This is a genomic window from Micromonospora sp. NPDC047521, from assembly GCF_055587305.1.
This window is the reverse complement of the sequence record NZ_JBVJGN010000008.1, coordinates 61,795-74,997: the sequence shown is the minus strand read 5'-3', so window position 1 is coordinate 74,997 and position 13,203 is coordinate 61,795. Positions and strand designations below refer to the sequence as shown.

Here is a 13,203-nt window from a genome sequence, read left to right as displayed (position 1 = left end):
GACGCCCCCGACCCGCCGACCCGCCGACCCTATCGCCGCTGACCGAGGAGAAGTCATGAGCAAGATCCAGGTTTCCCGAGGCAACTGTCCGTGCTTGCGGGTGGACCCCCGCGAGCTCGCTGTCGGCCCGGACGGCCCGATGTGTACGACAGACGAGTCGAGCTGTTCGCCCGCCGAACTGCTCGACGCCCTGCCGACGCTGGCAGCCGAGCAGTACGTCGACAACGCGGTGAACGCCGACGGGAAGGTCAATCTGCGGCTGTCCCGTCTGCTCCCCCTGTACGACGGGGATTTCGGCGACGCCTTCCTGCTGATCACGTCCGCGTCGGTACGCAGCAGCATCCGGCTGGTCGCGGACATCCCGCAGCCACTGCACGAACTGACGTGGCACGGACCGGACACCCGGGCCGAGCTTCTGGAACAGCTTCGTGACTGGCGCGCGCAGGGCCGCACCGCCTCCCTGCTGTGGATCGCCGAGGACGAGTTCGAGCACCTGATGGACGAGGACGCGGAGACCTTCAAGCTGGGAGCGATCTCGTACTTCTCCTCCGGGTTCACGCCTGAGTCCCTGAGCCGGTACCTCCAGATCATCACCGCCACCGATTACGAGTCGGAGCTGGCGGTCGAGAGCAGGTTCCTCTCGATGGTGGAGGATGCCGAAGCGCTGGTGCTCACCACGCCGTCCCTTGAGGCCCGGTGCGTGTTCCGGCACCAGGAGACGGAACACTGGTTCTCACTGCACGGTCCCCTGCGTTTCGGCGACCAGACGGTGCTCCCGACCGGGGAGCTGTCGACGCTCGCGGACGGCTCGGGCGCGTACGACCCCGCCAGCCGCCTGCCGATCGACGGCGAGATCGTCTTCAAGGGATCGCCCATCATCCACCGCGGCGACCGCAGCGTGAGCGCCGAGCACACCGCCGACACCTATCGGCGGCTCGCGCCGATGGAGGACCTGCCGGTGGTGGCGCACGTACGCAACGGGTACATCCACGACTTCACCAGCCCGGTGCCCGAGGCGCGGAGGCTGCGCGACACGTTCGAGGCCCTGGTCACCGCAGAGCCCCTGTACCGCAAGATCCACGAGTTCGGGTTCGGTACCCATCCCGGCTGCGCGAACCGGCTGCGGTCCAACTTCCACCCGAACGAGCGGTGGCCCGGCATCCACATCGGTCTGGGTCTCGGCGGCTTCACGCCGTTCCACATCGACCTGGCCCTCACCGAGGTCCACGTCCTCCTGGACTCACCCACGGCCGGGATGGTGCCGCTGTACCAGCAGCTCGGGCTGCGCGACTGACCTGCTTCCACCCGTCGCCCGCCCGGTAGCGCCTCCCCTCACGGAGGTGGCCCGGGCGGGCCGATCCCCTCGGACGAAAGGCGTGACCCATGCTGGTTTGCGGGATCAAGGCTTCGCATGATGGCGGCGTGGCGGTCATCGACGGCAACCGGTTGCTGTTCAGCATCGAGATGGAGAAGCTCGACAACGGGCTGCGGTACAGCACGCTGGGTGATCTTCAACGGGTCGGCGAGCTGCTCGCCGCCGAAGGCCTCGACCTCACCGACATCGACCAGTTCGTCGTCGACGGGTGGTGGACGGGCGGCACCGAGAACGAGTCGAGTGTGCTGACCAGCGACGGCGGGGTGCCTTTCACCCTCCCGGTCGCGCCGTACCTGGACGGCCCGACGGTCCGGGACCCGCTGCACCGCCACAGCTTCTCGGCGTACGACTTCGGCGCGCCCGGGACCGGTTACGCGAGCTACCACCACGCCAGCAACCACCTCATCGGGGCGTACTGTTCCAGCCCGTTCGCCGCGCGTGGTGAGGACGCGCTCGTCCTGGTCTGGGACGGGGGAATGACGCCTCGGCTGTACCACGTCGACGCGGGGGCGCGGTCGGTGCGCCCGGTGTCCGCGCTGCTACCGCTCTCCGGCAACGCCTTCGCCGACTTCTGTTCCCACCTCGAACCCTTCCAGGTCGACACCGGCGACGTCGGTCGCGAGGAGCGGATCCGCAGGCACCTGTCGATCGCCGGCAAGGCGATGGCGTACGCCGCCCTCGGCACCGTGCACGAGGCGGCATTCGACGTCTTCGACTCCGTCCTCGCCGACTTCCCCGCGGTCTCGATCGACAACGCCCACGGCCTGGGGGAGAAAGTGGTGGCGAACCGCGAGGAGGTCCTGCCCGGCCTGTCCAACGCTGATCTGATCGCCTCGTTCCAGGACTATCTCGGGCGCAGGTTGCTGCACGCCCTCACCACAGTGGTACGCCGCCGATTCCCCGGCTCCCGTCTCAACCTGGCCCTCGGCGGCGGCTGCGCCCTGAACATCAAGTGGAACAGCGCGCTGCGGAGCACGAACCTCTTCCGGGACGTCTGGATCCCCCCGTTCCCCAACGACGCCGGTGCCGCCATCGGCACCGCGGCCTGCGAGATGTTCGCTCGCGGCGGTGACCTCGCGCTCGACTGGGATGTCTACAGCGGGCCACGCCTGGGCTCCGCCGTGCCGGCTGGCTGGGCGGTCGAGCGCTGCGACGAACGCCGGGTGGCGGAGATCCTGCACACCGAGGGCGAACCGATCGTCGTGCTCTCCGGCCGGGCCGAGTTGGGGCCGAGGGCGCTCGGCAACCGGAGCATCCTCGCGCCCGCGGCGGACCCTGCCATGAAGGCGCGCCTCAACCTCGTCAAGGATCGCGCCGAGTACCGTCCGGTCGCGCCGATCTGCCTGACCTCCCGGGCAGCCGAGGTCTTCGACCCCGGGACCCCGGACCGCTTCATGCTCTTCGAGCACACGTTGCGCCCCGGGTGGGCGGAGCGGATTCCTGCCATCGTGCACCTGGACGGCACGGCCCGGCTGCAGACCATCGATCCCGGCATGAAGAGCCCGACCGGCGCGGTCCTCGCCGAGTACGAGCGGCTGAGCGGGATACCGGTGCTCTGCAACACCAGCGCCAACCTCAACGGACACGGCTTCTTCCCCGACGTGGCCAGCGCCGCGAGCTGGGGTCTGACCCGCTACGTCTGGGCGGACGGGCTGCTCTACACCAACCCGGACCCGACCCTGAACGGCACAGTCGAGGCGGGGCGGTAGGCGGACGGGTGGGACCCGATCCGGCGGAAGCGACAACTGGAGGTGCACCGTGAATCCGCCCCCGTCAGCAGGTGACCGCGACACCGGCCGGCACGACGGACCCGGTGGCCGGTCCGCTGGGCCCCGCGAGCCCGAGCTGGCCGTCGCCTCGGCGACGGACGGCCCGACAGTAGGGCGCGACGACGGTCGCCTCGTCGTCGTCCTGGACTTCCCGGGTCGACGCGAGGAGGCCAAACTCTCCGATCTGCGGCTGGAGGAGGCCGGCTTCACGGTCCGTTACCTTCTCGCCGAGTCCCTTCCGACAGCGCCCGAGGGACGCGCGCACGTAGACGAGCTGGTCGGACGCCTCCAGGGTGAGGGGCGGGTGTCCGCGGTGCTGGCGTACTGCCTCGCCGCCCCCATCGGGCTGACGCTGGCGAGCCGGATCGAGCAGGATCCCGCTCCCCTGGTCATGGTCTTCGACGGCGCACCGGGATCGGCCGAGGCGGTGCGCACCGCCTACGGCAACGCGGTCCGGCAGCTCGGCGGTCGCGCCGTGGACGCCCGTCGTCCCGTTGTGACGGAGGACGGCCTGGCCGAGAACCCGAGCGGGCTGATGAAGGAGATGGAGGCCACCCTGCGCAGGCTCGCCGTCGAGGTGCTGGAACTCGACGGCGAACCGGAGGAGGTGCTGACGGTGGCCGACCAGGTGGTCGGTCGGCACACCTGCTGGTTGACCCACCTGACGGCGGCGGCGACCCTGCCCGGGGCGCCCCGTGCGGACGACGTACACGTCGTCTCCCGTGACCACCCACGCGGGGGCGCCTGGTTCCAGGTCGATCTCGTGCCGATCGACGTTCCGCGTCCTGAGCTGGCCACCTGTCCGGCGACCCGCCGGGCCGTCATCGATCGGCTACGACAGGCCGCTTGACATCGGTCGGGCCGACCCGGGAGTGGCGGCCGACAGCTCACCGGAGCCGACGGGACCGTTCCGGATGATGTCTACCAGGGCCCGCATGACGTCCGCGGCGACGTGGTCCGCGACGAGATCGCGCTGGTAGGTCATGTCGACGGTCATGGCACCGTCGGGTTGCGGCCACAGCTCGGTGACCAGCTCCGATGTGGCGTGTGCCGGGGTCAGTCCGAACCGTCCCGTGTCGCACCCGGACAGCTGCAGGGGCAGGCGCGGGCTGTCCTGGTACGCCAGCATGACCTGGTAGAGCGGATCGCGCAGCGTCCGGCGGGGGTTCACGAGCCGCACCACCTCGGGGAACGAGACCCCCTGCATCGCGAGAGCATCCCGGAGGCTGTCCCGGGCGTGCTCGATCAGCGTTCGCCATCCTCCACGGACCGGCCGCACCCGCAGGCACACCACGTCGATCAGGCACCCGATCGTATCCGCAAGCACCGTGCCGTCGCGGCGGCTCACCGGCACGCCCAGACCGAAGTCGGCCTGCCCGGTCACGGCCTGCAGGGCGGCGGCGTAGGCAGCGAGCAGGACCGTGAAGCGGGTGACCCGGTGCTCCCGGGCCAACCGGTCGACCACTGCCAGATCGGCGGCGTCGAGCCGGAACCTCCCGCTCCCCGCCCGGATCACCCTTCGTCGGGACGTCGCCGTCGTCGTCGCCGGATCAGGCGCCGGCAGCGGCAGCCGAAGTTCGGGTATGCCGGTCAACAGTTCCCGCCAGTACCGACGTGCGGCGGACAGGTCCCTGCCGCTGTTCGCCTGTCGCAGCAGGCCCGACGTCTCGTCGAGCGTCCGCGGGGTCGAGCCGAAGACCGGAGGCACGCCAGCCAGCCGAGCGGCGTACGCAGACGAGAGATCACCGACGAGTACGTGCTCGGACCAGCCGTCGAACGCGATGTGGTGGACGGCGATGCCCAACAGCGCCCTGCGTTCCCCGTGGATGCGGACCAGCGCGGACCGCCAGACCTCACCGGCCTCGATGTCGAGCGGCCGGATGAGCGCCTCGTGCAGCCGCTCGCTGCCCTCCTGTTCGCTGGCGGCGGTGAGGTGGTGGAACTCCGGGGCGCAGGTCGCAGGCATCGGGACCGCCACCGGCCGGTCGTCGTCGTGCCGGTCGTCGGGCCCGTAGCAGCCACGCAGCGCCTCGTGACGCCTGTGGACGTCGTGCAGCGCCGCGGTCAGTGCCCGCTCGTCGACCGGCCCATCGATCCACCAGGCCAGCGGGCACAGACCCGTGACGTCGTCCGGCGCCGTGGCCTGCCGCAACCAGAACGACTCCTGCATGCTGGTCAGCACCGCGACGCCTGGACGGTCCTCAGCGGCCTGCCGCGGATCCCGCTGCTCGATCGTCCTCGACTCCCCGAGCCAGCCGGCGAGCTGGCGCGCGGTGAGCCGCCGGACGGCCTCGGCGATGGGGACCGGAACGCCGAGCGCGGTCGCCAGCCGGGTGCACACCGCACCCAGCTGCAGCGAGGTTCCGCCCAGCGAGAAGAAGTCGGCGTCGAGCGGCACGCCGGGCACATCGAGGACGGCGGCCATGGTCTCCTGGACCAGGTCGACCAGGTAGCCGTTTCCGCCACCGTCGTGTCCCCCGACGGCGCAGTCGGCCTGCCGGTCGGCGAGGGCCCGCAACACCGCACCGACGTCGAGTTTCCCGTTGCCGGTCAGCGGCCACTGTGGCAGGAACACGGCAGCGTCCGGGACGAGATGTGCCGGTAGGCGGGACCGAAGACGATCGAGGACGTCCACCTCCTGGGCAGGATCCCCGGACCTCGTCGTGTAGGCCAGCACCATTCGGCTGAATCCGCCAGTGCCCCCTGGCACCGGCACCGCCACGCACTCGCTCACTCCGGGAAACATCGCCATGGCCTGCTCGATCTCAGCCGGCTCGATGCGGTGACCCCGGACCTTGACCTGCCGGTCCGCACGACCGTCGAAGTGCAGGGTTCCCTGCGCCGACCAGTGCACCAGGTCACCCGTGCGGTACGCGCGCTGCTCACGGCCGTCGAGCCACAGGGTGGGGAACTGCTTCGCCGTCTGTTCCGCCGCCCCGAGATATCCGCAGGCGAGGCCGTCGCCGGTGATGAGCAGTTCACCCACCTCACCCGGAACGCTGAGACCGGTGCCGTTCCAGACGTACAGGCCGGTGTTCGGGACTGGTGCCCCGAGCGGTATCCCGTCCGGTCGGTCGCAGTCGGCCAGGGTGACCCGGTGAGTCGAGGCGAACACCGTGCTCTCCACAGGGCCGTAGCCGTGTACGACGGCCAACCGGGGGTGACGGCGCAGAGCGCGGGCGATGTGCGCGGCGGAGACCCGCTCCCCGCCGACGAGAACCTCATCGAGGCCGGTGAAGGCGTCGATGTCCTCGTCGACGAACATGTTGAACAACGAGGACGTGAGCCACACCGTGTTCACGCCGTTCCTGCTCACGATCTGGCGCAACGTCGCAGGCAGGAGGAACGGCTCGTCCACCACCACGGAACACCCACCGTTGAGCAGCACGCCCCACAGTTCGAGTGTCAGGGCGTCCCATGGCAGCGCCGCGGCCAGTGGCATGACGGTCTGCTCGGTGAAGGTGGCGAAGGGGCAGTCCTGGAACAACCGGACCGTACCGCGGTGCGGGGACAGTGCCGCCTTCGGGCGGCCGGTGCTGCCGGAGGTGAAGAAGACGGAGGCGGGGCTGTCGCCGGCGACGGCCGGGGCATCCGGCGCGACGGCTCGACGGATGCTGTCCGCCGCCGCACCGCTCACCGCCAGATCCGGCGGTGCCAGGCGCCGTGCGGCAAGGTCGGCGACGACGTCGGTGACGACCGACGGCGCGCCGAGGGCCCGGATCAGCTCGTTCAGCCGCTCGACGGGCCATCTGCCGTCCAGGGCGGCGTAGGCGGCTCCGCGTTTCAGGATCCCGAGGAACGCGACCACCAGGGGGATGGACCGCGGCAGGATCACCGGGACGAGGTGCCCCGGACCAACGCCGGCGTCCGCCAGAAACGCAGAGTACCGCTGGGCCGCGGTCTCCAGCTCACCGTAGGACATCCGCCGGTTGCCGTGGACCACGGCAGTGGAATGCGGCGACCGACTGGCACACTCACTGAACAGATCGTGGATCAGCTCGCCGCGAGCATATGGCTGCGCGCTCGACCCGCCCGCGCCGGCGTCCCCCATGTCCTGGCTCCCCTTCGCCCTCACCTCGGTGAACTAGGAAACGATCTCGACGGGCATGCTGGTGATACCCAGGATGAAGTTCGAGCGCAGCCGCCTGGGCTCGCCGCTGACAGCAAGCCTGATCCTTCCCTGCACGAGTCGACCGAAGACCTCCCCCAGTTCGGCCAGGCCCACCGGGGCGCCGACGCAGCGGTGAATGCCGCCACCGAAGGTGAGGTGTCGGTTCGGCGAGCGCTGGACGTCGAACCTCATCGGGTCCCTGAACTGCTCCTCGTCCCGGTTCGCCGACACGTTCCACAACGTGACGGCGTCTCCAGCCCTGATCCGTACGCCGCGCATGTCGAGATCCCGTGTCGCCACCCGCTGCACGTAACACGCGGTGGAACTCCAGCGCAGGATCTCCTCGACGGCGGAAGGGAGCAGGCCCGGCCTGTCGAGCAGCAGCTCGTACTGGTCGGGATGCTCGATGAGAGCCTCGACCCCGGCGGACGCGCTGTACGAGGAGGTCTCGTTCCCACCGACCGCGAAGTTCATACAGTTGTAGAGGATGTCCTCCTCCGGCATGGGACGTCCGTTCATGTCCGACCGGAGCAGCATGGACACCAGGTCGTCTCCGGGTTGACGCCGGCGTAGGCGGATGAGGTCCTCGAAGTAGTCGAAGATCTCACTCTGGATGCAGGCGAGCAGGGCACGCTCGTCGTCGAACTGCGTTGCCCGCTCGGGGCCGATCAGCGACGGGTCCCGGAAGCCGATCATCATCCGGGTCAGCCGCACCAGTTCGTGTGCCTCCTCCCTACCCACGTTGAGGATCGCCACCACCGCGCCGGCAGGGAGTTCGGTGGCGATGTCGGTGGCGAAGTCGCAACCCCCGTTGGCCCGCATCGTCTCGAAGGCGAGATCAAGGTGGCTGGCGATCTGCCGCCGAGCGCGTCTGACCATCTCCGTGGAGAAGGCGGGAAGCATCTGGTGCTTGATCATGCGGTGCCGGGGAAGGTCGCTGGCCACCAGCATCCGGCCTGAGGAGCTGTCGGCCTCGCTGCGGTAGGAGCCGCCCATGATGGCACCGCGGGCGGAGCTGAAGCTGGCATGGTCGCGGTACGCCTGGACCACATCGTCGTATTTGGTTAGTGCCCAGAAGCCCGAGTCGTCGCCGGTGGGGTTCCAGTGCACCGGATCGTGTGCCCGCAGAGTGGCGAGCAGATCGTGGTGCTCACCCCGCACGAACGTCTCGACATCGGTCAGATCGAGATTCGCGATCGCGGTCATCGCGGCTCCTCACCGTCGGCTCGCAGCAGCGAGAGGGTGGACGCCAGGTCACCCAGGCGGCTCGAGTTCAGAATTGCCGCGAACTCGACCTGTACGCCGAGTTCGCGACGGATCCGCCGTTGCATGCGAAAGGCCAGAAGGGAGTGACCACCCAGGTCGAAGAAGTCGTCGTTGACGCCCACGTACTCCACGGAGAGCATGTCCTCCCACAGCTCAGCGAGGTAGCGCTCCTCGAAGGTCGACACCGGGACGTGCTCCTGCCGCCGCATCCGGTAGCTCTCGGCCAACTCGTTGATGGCAGCCCAGTCACGCTTACCGTGGTCGTTCGCGGGAACCTGCGCGACGACGATGAACAGCGACGGCACCAGATAGTCCGGAATCTCTTCTCCCGCCCACTTGCGCAGGCCGGCGAGATCGAACCGGTCACCGCCCACCACGACCGCCACGAGCTGCCGGTCCTCGCCCTCACCGACCACGGTCACCGCTGCCTCGCGGACCTGAGGTGAACGGGTGAGGCACCGCTCCACCTCTCCGGGCGCGACCCGGTATCCCCGGATCTTCACCTCGTCGTCGGCCCGGCCGAGGAACTCCAGCACGCCGTCGTCACGCTGGCGGACCAGGTCACCCGTGGCGTACATCAGGGTGCCTGGCGCACCGAACGGGTCGGGTCGGAAACGGCTGACAGTCAGCGTGGGCGCGCCCAGGTAGCCTCGCGCGACGCCGGCACCGGCCACGTACAACTCGCCGGTGGCGCCGGGTGGGACCGGGGACAGCGTGTCGTCCAGGACATGGACGTCCACCCCGTCGAGCGGACGACCGATCGGCACGTTCGACGCCCCGGCCGCCTCCCTCGTCACCTCGTGGAAGGTGCACGCGGTGGTGGCCTCGGTGGGCCCGTAGAGGTTGAAGAAGCGACCACTGAACGAACTGCCCAGCAGTTCCGCGCAGGCGGCCGGCAGGATGACGTCGCCGCCCGTGTAGAGGAGGCGAAGCGGCGAGAACGCCTCACGATCCTCGCGCATGATCTGGTTCAGCGCCATGGTGGGCACGAGCATCGCGGTGACCCGCCGACGACGGAGCTCACGCTGGATGTCCATGGCCAGGAGTTCCGGCATTGTGGGCAGGACGGTGACCTCGGCGCGGCTCGCCAGACTGCACCAGGCCTCGAAGTGGAACGCGTCGAACGAGACGCTCGAGACCTGGCCGACCCGGTCCCCCGGCGCCAATGCCGGCAAGGCGCCGTTGCACGCGAACGACGAGATGTTCCGATGGGTCAGGACCACGGCCTTCGGGGTCCCCGACGAGCCGGAGGTGAACAGCACGCAGGCGGGGTTGTCTCCACCTCGGCTCCAGTCGTCGGCGCTTTGGCCCGCGTCGTTCTCGCCCGGCCAGGCCCAGATCTCGGTGCCGCACTCCGCCAGGCTCTCGCGCCAGTCGGGCGGGACCAGCACGCCCCGGGCGGCGCTCACCTTCAACATCAGATCCCGCCGGCCGTCGGGCAGCCGGGGGTCGATCGCGACGTAGGCGGCACCCGCCTTGAGGATGCCGAGCATCGCGACGAACGTGTCGACCCCCCTGGGGAAGTGGAAGGCGACCCGGTCCCCGGACCGTACGCCTCGGCCTCGCAACTCCCGAGCGAGGCTGCTGGAACGGCTGTCCAGTTCACCGTAGGTCAGGCGCTCGTCGCCGGCCGAGACAGCCGGCAGGTGAGGATCCACGGCGATGGCTCGTCGGACAAGGTCGACGAGATTTCCGTCGTCGGCGGCAACTGCCAGCCCGACGGCGGTCGGGTCCGGCCACGATGCGGCGACCGCCTGCGCGCAGGACTCCCATGGCCCCGCCTCGCCGACGCCCGTCCAGCCCGGCGGCAGCGGAGACGCGGCGGGCCACACACCACACTGCTCATGGTCGTTCCGCACCACCATGAAGTCCTCAACCACATTTTCCCCCATGCAGAGCTTCCGTATCGGACAATTCATGCAGCAATTCGGGGCACCATTCCCGCCGGCTGTCGCGCCTGCGGAGTGCCGATGTCGAGATTCGGCGCGACAACAGCATCACCACAACATTCCGGGGTGGGGTCAACAGCACCGAATCCGATCAGGGGATCGGCTGGTCTTCGGCGGAAGCAGAAGTGAGATGGATTTTCAGCGACATCCGGTGCGTCTCGACGTCCGCGCGCCGACCACTCGGCTTTGCCTCGTGCATCAGCGAGAGGACCGGCCGACGACACCACACTCGCACCACGAGCGAGCGTTCTTCACGGTGTGGTGATTCAGCGCTTGGCAATTTTCCGACCAATCACCATGATGATGACCTGCCACAGAAGAACGTCTCGTCAGATCTGGTTCCATGCGTGCGCCAGCAACTGATCCCATCGCCACCCCCGCGCCGAACGCTCAAAAATCGCCGCACATAAGCACACCCGCTTCGGTGATCACGGCCGTACCCACGATATCGAACGCCGCCACTGGCCGCCACCCTCGTCGTGGCCGTTCGATACCAAACCAGTCACCCGCAGAGCCCCGGAACCACCAGGCGCGTTCCCCATTTCTCCCGATATGGTGAGCGGCCGCCGCGCCCCCGATCGTGGGGTGCTGGACGGGCAACCCGTGGTCGGACAGTGTCGGTCGCGGCGGTGCAGCCGGACGACGACGAGGGCGAGGGTGACCTCGCCACCGTCGTCCCGCGGCACCGCCTCGCGTTGGGATCGGTGCACGTCCCGACACGGACCTCAGCGGAGCGCGCTGCCACCGTCCGGCGACGGCAGTTCGCCGACGACAGCGTCCGCGAGCCTCCGCCACTCGCCGTCCGGGAAGGGCCGATCTTGGACCGCGGTCAGGACGGACACCTTGCCCGTCGTCTCCTGCCGCCAAGCCGAGACGGACCGCTCCGGCAGCCGGGCGGAGTCGGCATCGATAAGGGTGATCGGCACTTCCAGCAGTGCCGCCGGCTGATAGACATAGCCCCGCCCGAGCATGAGGTCGGCCTCGATCGCCGGTCGCAGCATGTGGAACACCCTCGGGTTGGTCAGGATCTCCTCCTGCACCCGCAGGTCCTCCGCGATGTCGCTCAACTGTCGATTGGCAACGAACTCTCGGGGAGCGGGGCTGCCGAGGGCGATCAGCCGGGCTGGAGCGGGGAGGCCACGACGGCGCAGTTCCCGGCTCAGTTCAAAGGCCAGCAGGGCACCCAGGCAGTGCCCGAACAGCACATAGGGTCGGTCGGCCGGGACTGTCCATCCCTCGGCCAACTCGGCAACCGCCGTCTCGACCCGATCGACTGGCGTTTGACCCAGTCGCCTTTCGCGGCCAGGCAGCCGGACGGCAATGATACCGACCTCCGCCGGCAGCCATCCCCTCCATGAGTGGAAGGGCGAGGCGCCCGCGCCGATCCAGGGCAGACAGACAAGGTCGATGGCGGCCTCCTCCTCGGTGCCGAAGCGCACGTAGGGCGTGCTGGCGTCCGCAGTCTTCATCGGGCGAATCCTTAGGTGACGGGGGTGGCGGGCGGTAGGCCGTCGTACGGAACGCCTGCATAATCCGTCGCGTCGGCGGCGAAGAGCTGACGGATACCGGCGGCGGTGGCCTCTGCGGCGGCGTCCAACTCACCCGGAGTCGGTGCCCAGAGCGTCACATTGGCCATCCGGTAGCCCGTCTCGCTGCGGGGATGGCCGGCGGAAGCGATCTCGTCCACGCCCACCACTCCCGGCAGGGCCCGCAAATCGGTGGCAGTCACCTGGGAGCGGACGTCGCCGCGACGGTCGGGGAACGGGGGGAACATGCCCATCGCGTAACCCTTCCGCTGCCCGACAGTGGGCTCCGGCTCGCGGCTCATCGCGAGACTGAGCGCCACAGCGACCAGATCCGGGCCGCCGACGAGACGGAGCAGGCGGTTGAGATGTCCGCCGACCCGCCCGTTGATCTCGATGATGTCCGGGCCATCCGAGGTCAGTTTCACCTCGGTGTGGGTGACCCGCCACCGCACGTCCAACGCTGTCAGACAGTCATCGACGTACCGGCACACCTCGTGAAGTATCGGTGCGGGTAGTCGGGACGGGGTGAGATCGCCGGTCACCGCGACCCCGTCAGCGCCGTCCAGGCCAGCCCGTGGTGTGACACTGACCGGCGACTTGTCGAAGACTGCCAGGTGCTGGCGTCCGGAGCCGCCATTGAGGGTCTCCACCGAGACGAAGTCGGCGAGCCCTTCGGCCCGAGCAGGATGCCGGCCGTCGGGCAACCGGGTCTCCAACAGCAGTCCTCGCCACGTTGACCGATTGATTCGCTGGAAGCTCACATCGGCGCCGGTGGTCACGAAGGCGACGCCGCCACCACCGACGCCGCGCCGCGGCTTGAGCACCCACGGACCGGACGAGGCTTGCACCGCAGCGGTGAACGCCGCCTCGCTGTCGACCGGCCACGCCCGGACCCGGGTCAGGCCGGCCTCGGTCAGTACTCGCCGTTGCTCCCATTTATCCCAACGGGAGAAAACCCGGGCCGGACCTGGCAGCCCCGCCCGGGCCACCGTTTCGTCAACGAGGTCGAGACAGGCGTCGTGGAAGGTCGTCAGGCCCTCCAGGTCCAAGCCACGTACGACGTCGACCAACCTGTCGGCGGGGGTCACCACCAGTTCGAAGACGCGTCGGCCGAGTGCCACCAGGTGCGGCTCCCGCTCGGCGACCTGCTCGGTGAGGATAATGACCGGCCGGCAGAGACCGGCGGCCGCGCGCCGGATGTCCATCA

At 69.3% G+C, this 13,203-nt stretch carries 8 protein-coding genes; 3 read left to right on the top strand and 5 right to left on the bottom strand.

Annotated elements, in window-relative coordinates; genetic code table 11:
• Nucleotides 1-55: 55 nt before the first annotated feature.
• From ACZ6N8_RS18905 to ACZ6N8_RS18895, 3 genes are all read left to right on the top strand, one after another.
• Nucleotides 56-1,294: a hypothetical protein gene (locus ACZ6N8_RS18905; protein WP_466011491.1), complete on the top strand. Its 1,239-nt coding sequence runs from the start codon at nt 56-58 to the stop codon at nt 1,292-1,294.
• A gap of 89 nt (nt 1,295-1,383) precedes the next feature.
• Nucleotides 1,384-3,084, top strand: coding sequence for a carbamoyltransferase N-terminal domain-containing protein (locus ACZ6N8_RS18900; protein ID WP_466011490.1), 1,701 nt, complete (start codon nt 1,384-1,386; stop codon nt 3,082-3,084).
• 49 nt (nt 3,085-3,133) lie between these two features.
• On the top strand, nt 3,134-3,994 hold the full coding sequence (locus ACZ6N8_RS18895; RefSeq protein WP_466011488.1) for a hypothetical protein: 861 nt from the start codon (nt 3,134-3,136) through the stop codon (nt 3,992-3,994).
• On the opposite strand, the gene ACZ6N8_RS18890 is transcribed toward ACZ6N8_RS18895, so the two are convergent.
• The 5 genes from ACZ6N8_RS18890 to ACZ6N8_RS18870 all read right to left on the bottom strand — a co-directional run bounded on the left by ACZ6N8_RS18890 (nt 3,977) and on the right by ACZ6N8_RS18870 (nt 13,201).
• Nucleotides 3,977-7,195 carry an amino acid adenylation domain-containing protein gene (locus ACZ6N8_RS18890; RefSeq protein ID WP_466011486.1) on the bottom strand — a complete coding sequence of 1,073 codons (3,219 nt, stop codon included), beginning with the start codon at nt 7,193-7,195 and terminating at the stop codon, nt 3,977-3,979. The two genes, ACZ6N8_RS18895 and ACZ6N8_RS18890, sit on opposite strands and share 18 nt — an antisense overlap.
• A gap of 33 nt (nt 7,196-7,228) precedes the next feature.
• On the bottom strand, nt 7,229-8,461 hold the full coding sequence (locus ACZ6N8_RS18885; RefSeq protein ID WP_466011485.1) for a cytochrome P450: 1,233 nt from the start codon (nt 8,459-8,461) through the stop codon (nt 7,229-7,231).
• Complete coding sequence (locus ACZ6N8_RS18880; protein WP_466011483.1) at nt 8,458-10,413, bottom strand: amino acid adenylation domain-containing protein; 1,956 nt, start codon at nt 10,411-10,413, stop codon at nt 8,458-8,460. The genes ACZ6N8_RS18885 and ACZ6N8_RS18880 overlap by 4 nt, the downstream gene beginning before the upstream one ends.
• Before the next feature lie 782 nt (nt 10,414-11,195).
• A complete protein-coding gene (locus ACZ6N8_RS18875) occupies nt 11,196-11,939 on the bottom strand; it encodes a thioesterase II family protein (protein WP_466011481.1) in 744 nt (247 codons plus the stop codon).
• 11 nt (nt 11,940-11,950) lie between these two features.
• The gene (locus ACZ6N8_RS18870) at nt 11,951-13,201 is read right to left on the bottom strand and encodes an ATP-grasp domain-containing protein (protein ID WP_466011479.1); all 1,251 of its coding nucleotides are present in this window, start codon (nt 13,199-13,201) and stop codon (nt 11,951-11,953) included.
• Nucleotides 13,202-13,203 lie beyond the last annotated feature (2 nt).